Source organism: Nostoc sp. (assembly GCF_036916575.1).
Taxonomy (GTDB): domain Bacteria; phylum Cyanobacteriota; class Cyanobacteriia; order Cyanobacteriales; family Nostocaceae; genus Nostoc.
Genome location: NZ_JBALGC010000033.1, coordinates 1 through 18,887, shown reverse-complemented (window position 1 = coordinate 18,887; position 18,887 = coordinate 1). Strand labels below are relative to the sequence as shown.

At 43.0% G+C, this 18,887-nt stretch carries 8 protein-coding genes and 2 pseudogenes; 6 read left to right on the top strand and 4 right to left on the bottom strand.

Annotation, left to right across the window (positions count from 1 at the left end):
• Positions 1-200: 200 nt before the first annotated feature.
• Positions 201-1,559: pseudogene (locus V7L29_RS08605) on the top strand (IS701 family transposase).
• Positions 1,560-2,093: 534 nt separating this feature from the next.
• Here the strand turns inward: V7L29_RS08605 and V7L29_RS08600 are convergent.
• Complete coding sequence (locus V7L29_RS08600; protein WP_334735164.1) at positions 2,094-2,459, bottom strand: hypothetical protein; 366 nt, start codon at positions 2,457-2,459, stop codon at positions 2,094-2,096.
• 564 nt (positions 2,460-3,023) lie between these two features.
• Here V7L29_RS08600 and V7L29_RS08595 point away from each other — a divergent pair.
• From V7L29_RS08595 to V7L29_RS08575, 5 genes are all read left to right on the top strand, one after another.
• Positions 3,024-4,193 carry a substrate-binding domain-containing protein gene (locus V7L29_RS08595; RefSeq protein ID WP_334735163.1) on the top strand — a complete coding sequence of 390 codons (1,170 nt, stop codon included), beginning with the start codon at positions 3,024-3,026 and terminating at the stop codon, positions 4,191-4,193.
• Between the two features lie 594 nt (positions 4,194-4,787).
• A complete protein-coding gene (nifH, locus tag V7L29_RS08590) occupies positions 4,788-5,765 on the top strand; it encodes a nitrogenase iron protein (protein WP_334691547.1) in 978 nt (325 codons plus the stop codon).
• A 554-nt stretch (positions 5,766-6,319) separates the two neighbouring features.
• On the top strand, positions 6,320-7,732 hold the full coding sequence (nifE, locus tag V7L29_RS08585; protein WP_334735162.1) for a nitrogenase iron-molybdenum cofactor biosynthesis protein NifE: 1,413 nt from the start codon (positions 6,320-6,322) through the stop codon (positions 7,730-7,732).
• Positions 7,732-9,063 (top strand): nitrogenase iron-molybdenum cofactor biosynthesis protein NifN, encoded by a 1,332-nt coding sequence (gene nifN, locus V7L29_RS08580; RefSeq protein ID WP_334735161.1) that lies wholly within the window; start codon positions 7,732-7,734, stop codon positions 9,061-9,063. Before nifE ends, nifN begins: the two co-directional genes overlap by 1 nt.
• A 284-nt stretch (positions 9,064-9,347) precedes the next feature.
• Positions 9,348-10,241, top strand: a complete 894-nt coding sequence (locus V7L29_RS08575) for a type I restriction endonuclease (protein ID WP_334735160.1) — start codon at positions 9,348-9,350, stop codon at positions 10,239-10,241.
• A gap of 502 nt (positions 10,242-10,743) precedes the next feature.
• Here V7L29_RS08575 and V7L29_RS08570 read toward each other — a convergent pair.
• The 3 genes and pseudogenes from V7L29_RS08570 to V7L29_RS08560 all read right to left on the bottom strand — a co-directional run.
• Positions 10,744-13,407 (bottom strand): CHAT domain-containing protein, encoded by a 2,664-nt coding sequence (locus V7L29_RS08570; protein WP_334735159.1) that lies wholly within the window; start codon positions 13,405-13,407, stop codon positions 10,744-10,746.
• A 30-nt stretch (positions 13,408-13,437) separates the two neighbouring features.
• Entirely contained in the window at positions 13,438-16,824 is a 3,387-nt protein-coding gene (locus V7L29_RS08565) for a two-partner secretion domain-containing protein (protein ID WP_334735158.1), read from the bottom strand.
• 278 nt (positions 16,825-17,102) lie between these two features.
• Positions 17,103-18,887, bottom strand: a pseudogene (locus V7L29_RS08560) (S-layer family protein); the annotation flags it as partial.

Genomic DNA, 18,887 nt, shown 5'->3' with positions numbered 1-18,887 from the left:
CCAACCCTTTTGAAATTGGTGACCGCTTGTGGGTGAAAAATCATCTTGACCCTGACGAGGAAAAACTACGGGTTTCAATGTAGACGAGGTTTAATGGTGATGATTAGTGTTGTTTGGGATAAAAGGTATATCCCTATCGCTCTTTCATCACTCTTATGAGAGAATAATAGAGTAAAATATCGTAAACTCCTTGCTGGACTATGTTTGAGGCAAGAGAACCTGCGGAAACGATAAAATTTCTAGACGATTACTGTGAATGGTATAGGAAGCTATTTGCAGAAGTGAGAAGTTTTGAAGCATTTAAATATCTTCATGTGGGAATGATTTCAGATATTAAACGTAAAAGTCTGCCTGCAATATCGCGTGTGGTGGGATTAAGTAACGAACAAGGGCTATTACATTTTTTAACAGAATCACTGTGGACGGTTGAGCAATTGAGAGAACAAAGATTACAGTTGATACTACAAGTTCTATTAGGGCGAGAAATCATACTGATTATCGATGAAACAGGAGATGCAAAGAAAGGGAATACGACAGATTATGTCAAACGACAATATATTGGGAATTTAGGAAAAATAGAGAACGGAATAGTAGCAGTTACGGCATATGGTTTATTTGAAGGAATGACATTTCCTTTAATGTTTGAAGTCTACAAGCCTAAACAAAGGTTGTTAGAAGGAGATGTCTATCAAACTAAACCAGAAATCGCTGCTTCGATGATTAGAAAACTCCAAGTCATGGGGTTTAACTTCAAGCTGGTACTAGCAGATAGTCTTTATGGTGAAAGCGAGAGTCTTCGACACGGCTTCGCTGAACGCAACTTCCTGAGTGTGTTGTGTGAATTACAACTAGACTTTGTAGTAGCAATTCGTAGTAATCATGGAGTATGACTAGCACAGGGACAACAGGTTAGATATAACCGTTGGCGACCGTATAACCGTATATTTTCAGATGGTCAGCAAGAGAAAAGGTATATTAGAGAGATAGTATTTGGCAAGCGTCGTCAGGTTCAATATTGGCAAGTTACCACCGACCCAGAAACTTTGCCATCGAATTCAACTTGGTTCATTATGACCCTAGTCCCAGGAATTAAGTATAAGGAAGTAGGGAATTTATATGGTTTGAGAAACTGGGTTGAATACGGACTTAAACAAAGTAAAAATGAATTGGGTTGGGCTGACTTTCGGCTAACAGACTATTCTCAAATCTCCAAGTGGTGGGAAATAGTCATGAGTGCTTACCTCATGGTTAGCCTTCACTCTCAAGCTTTGAATAAGACTTCTGATAAAGGTGTAAATCAACCAACAGATCCAGTTGTCAAAAAATTTAGAGAGCATGATTGGTGGGACTTTGGTCAGGGGTGGAAGAACGTCCTCAATAATCTACGCTTAATTATCCAACCATACCAATTCTTTAATCTACTCAAACCCTGGCTCAAGGTTTTTCCAATTTCTCATTTATCGATTGGCTTTTTAACACTAATGGCATTGATGAATCGAATGCCAGGTGCTATCCCAGAACCCTACGAAGCAGAGGATTTATTATTTTCCTCTGCCTAAAGTGATGGAAGAGCGCTATAGGACTGATATTTGATTTTTGAAATATACGTAGGGGAGCCAGTGCGTTGCGGAGGTTCCCGACGCTCGAGGACTCGCTAACGCTGCGCTATCCGTTGTAGCAACTGGCATTGCGTTAGCCTTTGGCGTAACGCACCACCTCTGATTCTATAGCGTTTCTCACTTAAGTGCAATACAGACCTAACCCCCAACCCCTTCCCTACAAGGGAAGGGGAGTAAGATTCAAAGCCTCTCTCCTTTAGGAGAGAGGTCAAACTGTGTTGCATCTAAGCAAGAACCGCTATAGATGCCGTATTCTCGGCGATAACGCACTCTACATATACTTAGATTTTTTCAAAAATTAAATCGGATTGCTATATATATTTTCAACTGTTAGATAAGTTAGGTTCTAAGCGAATAAAAAGAAGTCTATTGAATGATTGATGCGGCTAAAGTAATGAAACTGCGGTGAAGATTGGTAGTTACGATTTTTTGCAGATTGAATATTGCAGAAAAATCTGCTTTTAATAGCTAGGGTTATTGTTCTTGGGTAACAATCCACAACAAATCTAACCACAAGTGAGGATAAGTTTGCTTGAGATTGGATCGGGGATCACGCATCAAGTTATTGGCATTCAAGCAAACAACCTCAACTAGCCCCACATATTCTGCTACCTCTTTAATTAGATTTTTTTGTTCTACTACAGCACTAATCAATCTGTCAGGGCAATAAATACCAATGTATTTTGCATGGCGGATACACGTTTTTATATTCGCTCTTGTTAAATGAGGTTTAGGATTGATCACCTTCACATAACACTGGCGTAGCAATTCCCATACCCGTGGGTGAGCGTACTCGATAATTACGTTAAATTGCTGGGCTAAGTCTTCTTCGGTAATCATAACTCTCTCCATTGCTGTGGTGCTAATAACTGTAATCTATTCTCATCTGTTGCACAGTTGGTAGATACTTTGCTGACGTTGTGCAAAAGAGTAAAGCAGCAATTCTTTGCTGATGCTGTGTGGATATTCACTCTCATAAAATCGGTAATTTTTAGTTAGGGCAAAATTTACCCTAAAGAGCTTTCATTGGTTGGTATGTTTTCTACGGCTTGTATTACTCGCCTATCAAGCATCAAAGCTGAAACTAGTTTCTAAAACTGTATCAAGCATTACTTACTACCAATTAAACTGGTAGTAATTTCCTGCTAAACAAATCCTCTGTTTATTATAATTTGGGGCTTTTGAGCCATAATAGCAGGTAAAAAGCAACCACCCGCAAAAATAATTTGCGCTAGGCAAGCAAATTGGCAATTGATGTGATAGTCTTTTTATATGGGGAATCGAGACAGCGAAAGCATAGTCATGTCGTCAAAGAGAAATGATATAAACTCAAAGACCACACTTTCGCCTTGGCAGATGCGAGTTAAATCCGCTATGGCTTTTTGAAACTAATAGACAAAGCCCATGAAGCAGGATAGTGACCTCCGTAATAACTTGAAGTCGATTAGAACTCGCTTAGGCATGAGCCAACAAGATTTGGCTAACATCGCTAGTGTTACTCGTCAGACTATTAGTGGTGTAGAGTCGGGACAATATGCTCCCTCAGTTGCTATAACACTTCGCTTGGCCAAAGCGCTTGGCTGTCAAGTTGAGGATCTATTCTGGTTAGAGCGGGATTTACCTGAAATTGAAGCCGTTCTTGCCAAGCCTGTTCCCTGTGGTCAGCCGCTACGAGTCAGTCTGGCTCGCGTAGGAGGACAATGGATAGCTTATCCCTTGATTGGCCAAGATGCTTTTCGCCAAGATATGATTCCCGCTGATGGTGAAGCAGTTGCGGGGGTTCCCGCTAGGTATCTGAAGGGTAAAAACAAGAGCCGGATAGGTACAGATAAAGTTCAAGTGCGGCTCCTAGACGATAATCTCGACACCCTTCACAACACAATTGTGATTGCTGGCTGTGCGCCTGTGATTTCACTATGGGCCAAAGCAACTGAACGTTGGCATCCCCAACTGCGAGTCCAATTTAACTTCGCCAACAGCATGGCTGCATTAGATAGTCTATGCCGAGGTGAGGCGCACATCGCTGGGATGCATCTGTATGATCCCGAGACTGGTGAGTATAATACTCCCTTTGTTCGAGATGTTCTGGCTGGGAGGGAAGCAGTTTTGATTACCCTTGGTGTCTGGGAAGAGGGACTTTTGGTGAAGTCTGGTAACCCCAGGGGAATCAGAACAGTTACTGACTTAGTAGCAGGGGCGACTATTGTCAACCGCGAAATCGGTTCTGGCAGTCGTTTACTTTTGGAACAAACACTGCAAGAGCAGCAGATACCGTTCCATGCTATCCAAGGCTTTGACCATATTGTCAAAAATCACCAAGATGTTGCCCAAGCTGTAGGATTAGGAGTTGCCGATGCAGGTATTAGTACGGCATCTATAGCTACCGCCTTTGGGCTGGGATTTATCCCTTTACATCAGTCACGATATGATTTGGTGATTTTCAAGGAATATCTGGAAGAAGCACCTGTACAGCAGTTGCTCAGTACTTTGGGACATCGGATGGTTCACTCTCAATTTGAAATTCTCGGCGGTTACGATATCAGCAAAATTGGAGAAGTTGTAGCAACTGTTTAGAGTGGATTGCAATGGTTGGTTGTGTGGTTAAAGGAAAACTTGGCGTAAATTTAAATCCTGCTGCAACCACTCTTGAGGTATGAGCAACCTTCAGGGGATTACAACAATTGATAATGCTGAATTCGTAGTTCGGATTGAATTTGAGTTTCCGGCTTGGAATCTGTAGCTTTCTTTTTTCCAACTTGGTGTTATACCAATTCAATTAATGGCTGCGACACATCCTTGGGTAAGAAGCGATGAATCGCGTCTCTACAAATGGTCTATTTGTCGCTTTCTTTTTTCCAATTGGTATTACTACCGTTAGAGAAATCATTTGAGTGAGTGTCTTGGTAATACTTGCAATATTCCTTAAGTGATGTCTTATCGCTCTAGCCATTAGTCAGAAAAAACAATGACTAATGGCCAATGAAAACTGACCAAAACTTGAATATGTTCTTTCTTCGGACTCTTTTTGCTGTAGAACGAGCACCTCCAACAACGTTCTACATAAGGTTACTGCTGTAACTTGACAGCAAGTACCTCTGGTAGGCACAAAGTGCCAACGCCTCATCAACTGACAGACCCACTAAACAAACAATTGCAGGATAAATTATCATGTCCGACGAAAAAATTAGACAGATTGCTTTTTACGGTAAAGGTGGTATTGGTAAATCTACTACCTCCCAAAATACCCTAGCCGCTATGGCAGAAGTGGGTCAACGAATTTTGATTGTCGGATGTGACCCGAAAGCTGACTCCACTCGTTTGATTTTACACTGTAAAGCTCAAACTACCGTGCTGCATTTAGCTGCTGAACGGGGCGCTGTGGAAGATATCGAACTCGAAGAAGTGGTGATCACTGGTTTCCGCGATATCAGATGCGTAGAGTCAGGTGGACCAGAACCTGGTGTAGGTTGCGCCGGTCGGGGTATCATCACCGCTATTAACTTCCTTGAAGAAAACGGCGCTTATTCAGACGTAGATTTCGTATCCTACGACGTATTGGGCGACGTTGTGTGTGGTGGTTTTGCAATGCCAATTCGTGAAGGTAAAGCCCAAGAAATCTACATTGTTACTTCTGGTGAAATGATGGCGATGTTTGCAGCTAACAACATCGCTCGTGGCGTTCTCAAATATGCTCACACTGGTGGTGTACGTTTGGGTGGGCTAATTTGTAACAGCCGGAAAACTGACCGAGAAGACGAACTGATTAGCACTCTAGCAGCTAGATTAAGTACTCAAATGATTCACTTCGTCCCCCGTGACAATATCGTGCAACACGCCGAATTGCGTCGGATGACTGTAAACGAGTACGCACCCGACAGCAACCAAGCTAATCAATACCGCACACTAGCAGACAAGATTATCAATAATACAAATCTTGCTGTTCCTACACCCATCGAAATGGACGAGTTAGAAGAGTTGTTGATTGAGTTTGGTATTCTCGAAAGTGAAGAGAATGCTGCAAAAATGATTGCCACAGCTGATGCCCAAAAAGAAGCTGCTAAAAAGCAAGAAGACGCTCAAGGTGAAGCATTAGAAGCACTGAAAAAAGGAAACGTAGAAATAGTTTCCGGTAGCGAGAAGAAGTAAGGTTCTTATTTAGACTCAGGTGCTAAACACAGAGTAAATATCAGGTGGGCAAAAATAGCCCACCCTCTCACCGAGACAGTGCTGTTAGCGGAAGCGGGGCGTTTAGCCCGTGCTGAGTAAAAAGTAAAATTAGACCGACTAAGCATCAAATTAGTTTTGAGTAGCGAATGCCTCGGCTAAGAGTGGGAAGATTCATTAATACTACTTATTCATGACTTTTTACTCAGGACTCAGCACTCATCACTCCTGAAAAATCCTTTAAAATGGAGGTAATCGAATAGCCAATCTTAACTTTTGTTTGTTTCAACTTCACCGTGCTAACACTATTTTTTCCAGGTCTACACAGCAACATTAATACTTGAATAGTCTAGTTGATGTTTTTGTTTTCTCCTTCTCTAACCTAGTTGGTGTTTATGTTTTAGGGGATGGGAAATTCTCCTTATCATTCCCTTTTATTCCATTTTTTAGATACACGGTTAATAAATTAAAATCCTATGAAAGTTTTTGGAAATTCTCTTAACACCTAATAACTTCTACCTATTGTCACCAAACCAATGAATCCCACCCCAGGAAAAACCAACGATTCACTCAGTGACTCAAATTCTGAAGATGCTCCTCAGCAGCAGATACAAAAGAAAAAAAAGTCTTCTACACAATTACCCCAACCTGGCACTACTCAAGGGAGTTGCGCTTTTGATAGTGCAATGATTACCCTAGTACCAATCACCGATGCTGCTCATGTAGTCCACGGGCCAAGTGGCTGTGCTGCCAGTATTTGGGGAAGTTACAGCAGTCTCTCCTCTAGTTCGATGCTATACAAGATACGCTTTAGCAGCGACATCGATGAGAACGATATCATCTTTGGTGGAGCCAAAAAGCTGTACAAAGGTATTTTAGAATTACAAAGACGCTACAAACCTGCGGCGGTATTTGTTTACTCTACTTGCATCACCGCTTTGATTGGGGATGACATAGAGGGAGTTTGCAAAGATGCCACCGAGAAAACAGGAATACCCACTATCCCAGTACACTGCCCTGGATTCATTGGGAACCAAAATTTGGGCAACCGTGTCGCTGGTGAAGCAATGCTTTCATCTGTTATTGGAACAGCTGAACCAAATACTAGTACACCCTATGACATTAATCTAATTGGTGAATACAACATTGCAGGTGCAATATGGAACGTTCTACCGTTATTGGAGAAATTAGGTATCCGAGTTTTGGCAAAAATTACAGGTGATGCTGTCTACAAAGAAGTTTGCTATGCCCATCGTGCCAAGCTTAACGTGCTCCTCTCCTCCAAAGCACTAATCAACATGGCAAAAAGCATGGAGAAACAATATGGCATCCCTTATATTGAAGAGTCTATTTATGGTGTTGAGCAAATCAATCAGTGCCTAAGGAACATTGCTGCGAAGTTGGGTCATCCTGATTTGCAAGAACGTACAGAAAAACTAATTGCAGAAGAAACTGCTGCTTTAAAAGAGAAACTCGCTCTTTACATCACCCGATTGCAAGGTAAGCGCGTTATCCTTTCTATTGGAAGTTTCAAGAGTTGGTTGATTATCTTTACAGCTAAGAAATTGGGGATGGAAGTTATTGGTATTAGTACTAAGAATAATACTGAAGAGGATAGAATTAGAGTCAAAACTTTGCTGGGTCAGGATGGAATAATTCTAGAACAAAATAGTCCTCAAGAAATCATACAGATAATTAACGAAAATCAAGCTGATATGTTAATTGCTGATAAACGCCATCAAGACACCTCTCTGACAGCTAGGATTCCATTCCTAGACATTAATCAAGAACGCAACCATCCCTATGCAGGCTATATCGGAATCTTAGAGGTAGCACAAGAACTGTATGCCGCTTTTTATAACCCTGTGTGGGAGCAAGTATGCCAGCCGGCCCCGTGGGAAGCAACGGGAGCAGGGGGAGCAGGAAATTCTCCAGAGGAGGACATTTGATGGCGATTATTAGCGTTACGAGTACATCAGTTGCAGTTAATCCCCTCAAGCAAAGCCAAACTGTGGGTGCAGTTTTAGCGTTTTTGGGGTTGAAGGGAATGATGCCTTTATTACACGGTTCTCAAGGCTGTACTGCTTTGACTAAGGCAGTATTAGTACAGCATTTTCGTCAGGCGATTCCCCTATCTAGTACGGCGATGACAGAAGTTGCAACCATTTTGGGTGGCGAGGAAAGAGTTGAACAAGCAATCTTGACTTTGGTGCAGAGATCTAAACCAGAAATTATCGGTCTTTGTAGCACTGGACTTGTGGAAACCAGAGGCGATGACATGGGGCGCTTTGTCAAGGAGATTCGCCACCGTCATCCAGAACTAGATTATTTACCAATTGTGCTTGTCTCTACACCGGATTTCAAAGGTACATTACAGGATGGCTTTGCTGGTGCAGTTGAGAGTATAGTCAGGGAAATCCCCCAAAAAAGCTCCAAGCAAGACGCTTGTCCCACACAAATCACTATTTTGGCGAGTTCTGCCTTTACACCAGGGGATGTACAGGAAATTAAAGAGATTGTCACTTCTTTTGGACTCGTACCTATTGTTGTACCTGACCTTTCTGGCTCACTAGATGGTCATATAGAAGATTACTCTAGTGCGTTGGCTTTGCCCACCGCAGGCATTACAGCTAATGGCACAAATGCAGCACAGTTGCGCTCAATTGGCAGTTCTGTATTCACTTTGGCACTAGGTGAGAGTATGCGGGGTGCAGCGCAAATTTTGGATAAGAGATTTAATATACCTTACGAGGTATTTAGTGAACTGACGGGACTAGCAGCAGTAGATAAATTCCTGCAAGCATTGGCAGATATCAGTGGTGTCAGCGTACCAGAGAAATATCGTCGTCAACGCCGTCAGTTACAACATGTAATGTTGGAAAATCACTTTTACTTTGGTTGCAAGCGAGTTTCTTTAGCGCTGGAACCAGATTTACTTTGGTCAACAGTTTCTTTCATGCGATCGCTAGGAGTTGAGATTCACTCCGCAGTGACAACAACACGCTTTCCTCTGTTAGAAAAACTTCCGATTAAGAGCGTTACTATCGGCGATTTGGAAGACTTTGAGCAATTGGCGGTTGGGTCTGATTTACTAATTACCAACTCTCATGGAGTAGCGATCGCTCAACGCTTAAAAATTCCTCTCTATCGTCAAGGGATTCCCATTTTTGACCGCTTAGATCATAGTCAGTTCCCCAAGGTTGGCTATCGAGGTACCATGCAACTTTTATTTGATATTGGCAACCTGTTTTTAGAGCAAGAAACAAAGGTTAAGCATTAATACAGAGCTAATAACTGTTCATCACAAAATTACCAATATTATTGGTAATATGTAGCACAAGATACAATCTTGCAGATCAACTTCAGCTTTGATAGTTACTATCAAACCGTATACTTCATCTGTGAATATACCAACCGATGCCAGTAATTAGGCACTAGCTTCTGCGTTGACTTAAATTAAGTCTTCTACTGTTGATGAATCCAGCACAGCTAAAAAAAACAACTGCTAAAACGAGTCGTGTTTCAAGAAAGCTTCGCCGCCGTTTTGATATCACACAATCTGCGATGTCTGCGGCGGGCGTACCCCTGCTCTTAAGCAAGCTACGCGTAGCGTCTGGCACAGAAGCCATCGTACCATCTTTGCTCACCTGGTTCGAGGTGATTGGCTACACAGTTTTATTAGAGCCAGATATTGTTTTGGGTAAGCATCAGATAGGGCGCAGCAGTTATAGTGATGTGGTTTTGTATCAGCGCCTTTATAAAGCTTTGCTTCATATTAACCCGAAAAAACCTGATGAGGCGATCGCCGCAGCTATCCATCAGATTACTTGCCTAGAGAGTTCCGACTTGCTGGAAAATAACCACCGCTTTCACAAGCTCTTGACCGATGGTGTGCAAGTTGAATACCTGTATAACGAAGAAATAGTTCATGACAAAGTGTGGCTGATTGATACGTCTAATCTACTGAAGAATGATTGGCTAACTATTCATCCCTTGACTGTAGTTGAGGGGAGTTATGCTCACTGCCCTGATCTAGTTGTCTTTATCAACGGTTTACCCTTGGCAGTTATTGTCTCAATTCAGCCAAATGATCAACAGGCCACTTTCAAAGAAGGTTATCAGCGAATTCAGACCTACATTGAACAAATACCGAAACTGTTTTCCTACAATACGTTCCTAGTTATTACTTATGGAAATCGGGCACGAGTCGGTACATTAACCTCGGACTGGCAAGAGTTTTTACCCTGGCGCACAATTGATGGCGAGGACTTTCCTGCCAAGGGTGCAACTGAACTAGAAGTGCTAATTCAAGGCATTTTTGACAAACGGCGTTTCCTAGAGCAAGTATTGCACTTGATAGTGTTTAAGGAGAACGGAACCAGCATTAGTAAAAAATTGCTTCGCCGACCTTTTTGTACTACACAGTACTCCAAAAAATCTTTGCATCAAGGCTGGTAAGTGCTGAGTTATCAGTGATAGTAAAAAAACAGCGTTGCAGAATAGAAATAGGACTTATACCAATTCACAATTCGCAATTCGCAATTCGCAATGACGCTCTCTACGAGACGCGCAAGGGACGCGGACTCGCTCTAAGCGTTGGCGCAGCCTCTCGTTCGCGTTAGCGTCTCTGAAAGAGAAGAGAAGCTATGCCGTTGGCGTTCGCGGAGCGTGTCGCAGACAAGCCTCTCGTTCGCTGTCTTCGTCTCTGAAAGAGAAGAGAAGGCTTTACGCTGCGCTAACGCAATTCAATAACTTAGATGCAGCAAGGCTTTGAGGGTTTACATTTGTTTCATTATTTTAGGGAATTGGTATTACGCAAAATAATGAAAAAACGTAGACGCCAGCGAAAAGTGTATTGCGTCGTTTCCTGCCGATGCCTGCGGCAACGCCAAAGGCGAACTGTTAGCGCAGCGTAAAGCCTACGGCGTGCATTGCGAACTGCGAATTGCGAATTGTTTGGTCAAAGCCAGTTACCAACTAAAACATAAGGTGCCCAGTAGCCAGGACGACTGTAATTGGGATAATCTTTTAACAACTTTACTTGGGCACGACGTAAGGCTTCAGCCTTTGTCACCTTAGTTTTAACTAACTCACGATAAAATTCACCAATTAAGATAGCAGTAGATTTATCATTGATATGCCACAGTGAAGCCAAGGTACTACGGGCACCAGCTTTCACGGATGTTCCTGCTAGTCCTAGCGTGGCGCGATTGTCACCAGCAGCAGTTTCGCAAGCACTCAAAACCAGCATTTCCAAGGCTTGTGAGCGAGTTTCATCCCGACGCCGCAGCAGGCTATCAAATTGCATCACGTTGATCGGTCCATCAGTAGCAAGTATAAAAGTATTCTCAGCACGGGAGCTGAATTGACCGTGGGTTGCCAGATGTAACACATTAAATGGCACAGCATTTACCTTACTCTCTAGGTTTTTGCTGTTGAAGTCCCGATCTAGTAACTCGGTAGTAGACGCGATCGCTTGAGAAATGGAGTTGAATTCTGATTTAATTTCTGGTAGGGGTGGAAATTGCTGTTGAAAGTTTTGTGGTGGTTGTACTAACCCAGCAGCTAGGACGTTGAGTTTTGTTTGTGTCAAGGGTTTGGGTGCGAGTAACTGGAGTCCCAAGCTGAGTGCTACAGCATATTTTTCTACCAGATATTGCTCACCGTCATACAATATAGCCATTGGCACGTTTTGCAATATTCCATCCAGTACAAATACAAGGGTTTTGACTCCACTTTCTTTTAAATCTGACTCAATTTCTTTGATTAACCACCCATAGACTTCCTGTGACAGCCCTTGCACTTCCTCAGTTCTATCGGGTTCTAAAAGATACTCTCTAAGTTCTCTGATAATTCCTTCTACTTCCTTCTGGGACTTTTTTACTGTATAATTACGTAGTGGCTGTTGAGGAATTTTGACAATAACTTGGAGTTCATCAGGTAGAATAATTGGATAAATGATTGCGGCTGTGGGATTATCTTTATCTACCAGTGTATCAAGCAAAACAGTTTTGGCATTAATGCAAGCTTCCCGGAAAAAGTTGTCTAATTCCGCCAGTTGCAGTGCTTCAATCCTCTGTCTAGCTTTGTCTAGGATTGGTTGGCTTCGATGAGTTGGCTGAAACTGCAACAGTAATTCTACGGACTCTCGATATACAGGTTCTACACTTTCTTTAAAGGAAAACTGGACATCTCGATTCACAAAAACTAAGTCACTACGGAGAGTTTGCAACTCACTGACCGCAGTATCATAGGCGGCAATAGCGCCCTCAATCTCTCCCTGCTGTTTTAACAAGCGTCCCAACTGCCAATGCCAACGATAAGCGATATCTGGGGCGTTGATTGTTTGGGCTATAATTAGTGCCTGTTGGGTGAGGTTCTGGGCAATTGACCATTGTTTAGTTTGCTCGTATACACTGCCCAGAGTACCAAGGGCAAAGCTCTCGGCTCGCTTATCTGCCAAATCTTGAGCTTGTTGCAAAGCGATCACGCAGATTTGAGCGATCGCTTTGGGTGTAGTCCCAAATTTCATCAAGCTTTGAGCAAGATGAATGCGGGCATAGATAGTTGTCACAGAAGCAGGTAGTTGTGCCAGTTGAGTTTGGATTTGCGGCAATAGTGTCTGCGCGGCTACTGTTTGTCCCGTGTTCACTAGCAAGCTCAACTGATTTATTTGAGCCTGGACTTTGGTAATCGGGTTAGGAGCGATCGCAGCAGCTTGCTGATAAAACTTTATCGCTTCTTGCAAGTCTTGCTGAACTTGTGCCGTGTTGCCTAGACTGAACAAAGCAGCGCTCACATCCTGCGGAGAATCCAATTTTTGGGCAATTGACAAACTTTGCTGTAATACCTGACGAGATTGATCCAAATCTCCGGCTAATTGCAGAGCATCACCAAACGACCGTAATTCTACTGCTTTAGTAATGGAGTTAGGTTGTAGTTGTAACTGCTGCTGCAATTGAGTCAAGATTGTCAAACCCCGACGGTAAAATCCCAAAACTTGCCATGCTTGTGCTTGGTTGATGCGATCGCGGGTAATGCCATTGCGATCACCTAATTGCTTATAGCTGACTTCCGCACGTTGCCAAGTGTTAAGTGCCTGTTCAGCTTGTCCCAAGTCTAGTTGAATACTAGCTTGAATATCCAGAATTGGAGCCAAAACCTTAATATTTTGGGAATTAGAGGATTTTTCGAGCAACTTCAAGCTATCTGTAATTGCCTGTTGCGCTTGTGTCAAATTACCCAGTTTTTGATATGCCAATGCCAAATTACTTAATGCCACAGCTTGCCGCAATTCATTGCCTTGGCTGCCATAACTTTTAACTGCTTGTTGCAAAACTTTCACCGCTTCTGCAAACTGTCCTGCCTCATACAGCACTTTACCCTGTTGCAGCAAGTCTTGTGTTTGTGCAGTAGGATTTTGGATTGACACTCCAAGAGTTGCGATATGTTGTGTCTTTACAGTTGCAGCAACTGGAAAAGCAATAACGCACAAAAAAGCTGTCACCAGAACCAAGAGAATCAAAACAGGCAAGTTATGGTTTTTAAAGGAACGAAAGAACCATATGTTACATCCGTTACATATCCGTTGCCACTGATTGTTTTTATGACTCTTGGGTTTCATAGGAATTCCTCCCCCAATTGGGGTAACGAATTATTGACTACAGGACATGGTAGAGGGAATAGAAGAACTTTGCCCAGATTGAGCTACAAGCATAATATTACCGTTACTATCAACAATCCATCCTTGAGCCTCCACAATCTGATTACTAGATTTGGTAACAGATGCAGTAGATAATTTATCCGTGATGGCTGTTGCTTGTGAAGGCAAATCTACCCAACCTGTAATCACTGCTTGTCCTCGCAGAGGCTCGTTGGGGCTAAGGGGTAATCCACCGCGTCCTGTAGCGATAAAACGATTGGCATTTTGTCCTCTTCTAGGAGTGCAACCTTGGGCAATTTGTCGGGATGCATCCACGAGGTTGGAGGGTAGTTGAATTAAACCGCGACTAGGGTCAGTATCTGGACTGTTGATAGTTACTTCCCCACTGACTCCCAATTCTGAACTCGCTGTAATGTCGCTGTTTTCAGTTGGGCTTTTTTGCGAAATAATACCGAAAATCCCGTTTGTTGTAATGTCAACTCTACCACCAATCCCTGTAAAGGCGTTAGCGGTGATGTCGCTATTTTCTTTAGGAACGGCGACAATGAAAGGGCTATTAATGGTGATATTACCGCCATCGCCACCGAATTCGCTATTGCCAGCAGTGGTAGAAATTTGACTATGATTACGTAGTAATAATAAGTCTTGCAACTTCAAAGTAATATTACCGCCATTCCCCGATCTGGTTATGGCGGCGATCGCTCCTTGGTTATCTAGGCGAATCGAACGAGCTTGAATGTCAAGGTTGCCTGCTATCCCTGCGCCGATACTGCTGACAGTGACTTCACCTCCATCGCGGACACTCATCTGCTCAGTTTCAAGCCTTAAGCTTCCCCCAATACCAGTACCTTCTGGCGTAACCGCAGCGCTGATTTGGCTGTTAAAGTTACCATTTGGTGATTTGCCAACGACTTCTACAGATTTCGACGCATGAATTCGCAATCTACCTGCATTGCCCACTCCAGCAGTTCCAACCGATATTATTGCACCACCTCTTACACTCAAGCGATCGGTTTCAATTGTTAAATCGCCACCGTTGCCTCTGGGTGGAATAACTGTTTCGTCTGCGTCTAGTTCAATACCTGCATTGATACCTGTAGCAAAGAGGTTATCAACAGGTGTATCAAATACCTCTACCTCAGAAGCACGAATTGTGAGATTACCAGCATCGCCTTGACCAAAAGTAGCGACTTGCACTTTGCCTCCATGACTGACACTCAAGCGTTTTGTCTCAATGGTCAAGTTGCCACCGCGACCCTCACCTTGAGTGTTTACTTGAGCGAATAAGCCAGCAGGATTTTCAATATTAGATGTAAATGATTTGACTTTTCCACTGATTTCCACTGACTCGGCAGCGTGAATAGTCAAATTTCCTGCAAATCCTTTACGGTAAACACTGCTTCCCACTTGACTATCAATGACATTCATAGTGACAGTATCAATGTTTATATTGCCAGCATTCCCTTGTCCAAATGTACTGGCAGATAGTTGTCCTTTTTGGACAATCAACTGATTGGTATTAATTGCCAAATCTCCTGCTGTTCCTGTACTCGATGTTTGAGTCAACAAGCTGCTGAGAAAGGGAAATAGACTATTACTATTAGTAGCAGGTCCTATCAGTTTAACTGATTGGGAGGCATTTACCGTCAAACTTCCTCCAGCCCCACTACCGTTAGTTCGAGCTGAAATCGCTGCTCCATCTTGGATTAACAACTGATTGGTATTAATTGTAATCTTTCCTGCCGACCCTGTGTCATAGGCGTTAGAACTTATTTTGCTAGGATACCATCTATTAGGAAACTGTGGAAGAATAGCAGTACCGACTAGCTGCACTGATTCGGCATTTACTGTTATACTCCCTCCAACACCTTTACCTTCGTTATCGGTTATGATTCCGGCTCCATTTTGGATGAATAACTGTCTAGTGTTAATCGTGATATCTCCGGCGTCTCCGACTCCATCAGATGCAGCAAACATACCAGTGTAGCCTAAATTGGGATTATTTGGAATGCCGATTAGTTGCACTGATTCTGAGGCATTCACGGTCAAATTTCCTGCCACACCTTCACCAGAAGTAGAACCTGAGACTTGTCCCCCATCTTCGACGAGCAACCTAGAAGTATTAATCGTTAGCTTTCCTCCTTCTCCTGTCGCGCCAGAACTACTTTGAGTAAACAAGTCACTGCTAAACTGGCCATTAACTGTAAGACCTGCCACTTGTACAGACTCTGAGGCATTTAGTGTTAAATCTCCCGCTGCTCCTGCATTGTTTGTGCCAGATGAAATCTTTCCTCCTGCTAAGATTTGTAACTGCCTGGTGTTAATTGTCAGATTTCCTGCGTCTCCTGTCCCAAAAGTTTCAGCAAATAAACCACTGCGAATTCCAGTAGGTGATTCTCCAACGATTTGCACTGATTCGGAAGCATTTACATTCAATCCTTTTCCAGGTAATGCTCCTAAAGTGCTGGCTTCAATCTTGGAACCTCCATTGACTGTAACTCCTTTACCCCACACCTGAATAGCACCGCCACCTTCGCCACTGGTACTAACCAAGGCTTGATTACTGAGTGAGATATCGGCTTTAGCTACACCATCAGGAACAATCAAACTCAAATTATTACCATCCACATTTAGTCCGACTGTCCCCTCACCTGCTATTCCTGCCAATTCCACTCGCCCACCCGGAGCATTCAATTGACCTTCGTTGATGGCAATGTCTCCACCCACTAATAGCAAACTCCGACCATCTGGTACTCGTAGACCAAAAATATTATCTTCTGCTGGTGCAATTGACCTGTTTTCAATTTTGCCAGCCTGAAGTTGATTGAACAACAATGCCGAAGGATTAACTGTTAGTAATCCAGAAGGAGTCTGAAGATTAGTTGCACTAAATTCCAACTGATTGCCAAACACAAAAGAATTCGCCGTACTTGCTACAAAGGAACCCGCCACATCAAGGCGTGCATTCTTCCCAAATAAAATACCATTGGGATTGATCAAAAACAAATTTGCAGCACCATTCACCCCCAGTGTACCGAGAATATTCGAGATATTACTTCCCGTCACTCGTGTGAAAATATTGGAGATTCCCGTGGGATTGGCAAAATAAACATGCTGCAACTCCCCGACATTGAATTCCTGGAAACTATGGAACAGGTTTGCACCGCGAATTGCTCCGCCATCAATGCGGTCAGCAGCACTACCTTTAATATTGACATTGGGAGTGATTCTTGAAGAGTTATTACCCAATGTTCCATCAGGTGTAATCTGGGCTAAGGCGTGATTTTCACAACAAAATATCACATGAGCAAGCACTCCAATAATGCTCAAAACTCCTAATAAATCTGAGTGCCAATTCCTATTTCCACAGATTGCCATATCATAACCAGCCTCGCTTGCTCATTTCCTACCTGTAAATATGCAATTCCCTTACACCACGGTTTCAAACCACATCTTTAAGGGTTTTCAGCTAGCCGTACTGAGAAATTTTTCTACAATTAATTTCAGCAGATATTTTAATTCGATCAGAGGAAAGTTTTTAAAACTTAAAGTTTAGGCAATGCTTCCCAAAAAAAGTTATAAATTCGTTGCCACTGATTGTTTTTATGACTCTTGGGTTTTATAGGAATTCCTCCCCCGACTCTTGGGATAACGGATTATTGACTACAGGACATGGCAGAGGGAATAGAAAAACTTTGCCCAGATTGAGCCACAAGAATAACATCACCTTTATCATCAACAATCCATCCTTGAGCTTCCACAATCTGATCAGTAGATTTGGTCACAGTTGCAGTAGATAATTTATCTGTGATGGCTGTTGCTTGTGGTGGCAAATCTACCCAACTAGTAATCACTGCTTGTCCCCGCAACGGTTCATTAGGACTTTGGGGTAATCCACCGCGTCCGGTGGCGATAAAACTACTGGCATTTTGTCCTCTTCTAGGAGTGCAACCTTGGGTGATTTGTTGAGATACATCGACGAGATTAGAAGGTAATTGAATTAAGCCGTGACTAGGTTCAGTATCTGGACTGTTGATAGTTACTTGCCCACTCACTCCTAATTGTGAACTCACTGTAATGTCGCTGTTTTCAGTTGGGCTTTTTTGCGGAAGAATACCAAAAATCCCGTTTGTTGTAATGTCAACTCTACCACCAGTTCCAGAAAAGGCGTTAGCACTGATATCGCTATTTTCTTTGGGGACTGCAACGATAAATCTTGAGTTGATATTGATGTTACCGCCATTGCCACCTAATTTTTCTGTACCTGCGCTGGTGGAAATTTGACTGTTGCGATGGAGTAAGAGTAAATCGCTGTTGACGTTGATGTTACCACCGTTACCGAATGCAGATTCAGCGTTGAGTTTACCTTGGTTGTCTAAGGTAATTTTGGGTGAGTTGATTTCGATATCGCCTGTGATTCCTGAGCCAGTAGAATTGACAAATAAGCCACTGTTAGCACCAATATTCACGCTCTCAGGAAATTTAGCAATGCGATCACTGTAACTAGGGTCAATACCACTAATTATTAGCTGATCGTCAGCATTGACAGTAATTTTACCTGCACGTCCATTGCTTGAGGTAGTGGTGGTGAGTTTTCCGCCGTTGAGTGCTTCAAAGACGTTTGCATTTACCGTAATATCGCCACCTTTTTGATTATTTGCGGTGTTTGCATCCAGTAAAGCGCCGTCCGAGATGCGAAAGATATTGGTGTTTGCGCTGATATCACCACCAATACCAGTAGAAGTAGAATCAGTAAATGTAAATAAACCGCTAGGAAGTTCTGTCTCTTGATTAGTTCCAGAAACAGTTACTGTATCTTTTGCAGCCACTGTTACATTCCCCGCACTCCCCTGTCCATAAGTTGATGCAGCAAGTTGAGCGCCATCAGTGAGTGACAGGTTTGCTGCATTGATGTCGATATTGCCACTTTTACCTACACCTCCTGCTGGTATGGTGCTCAAGATGCCAGTGAATGCACCTGCAAGGAAAACAGCATTTTTTGCACTCACTGTCACATTCCCCGCATTCCCCACTCCTGAAGTTGAGGTAAAAAGTTCAGCACCATCAGTGAGTGACAGGTTTGCTGCATTGATGTCGATATTGCCACCATTACCCACGCCTCTTTGTGACAGGGAGAGCATGTAAGCGAAAATCCCACTGCTAAAACCGTTTTTATGACCAGCAATATCAACAGCACCTGTTACCTTCAGATTGACATTGCCTGCATCCTCCCGTCCTGCTGGTTGGGTAGCAGATGCATCACTAGTGGTTAGCAGTTGAGCACCATCAGTGAGTGACAGTCTTGTTGCATTGATGTCGATATTACCAGCCTTACCTACACCTCCTGCTTCCACGGTGCTGTAAATGTAACCATTTGCAAGGTCAACAGCATTTTTTGCACCCACTGTCACATTCCCTGCATTTCCCTGTCCAAAAGTTGA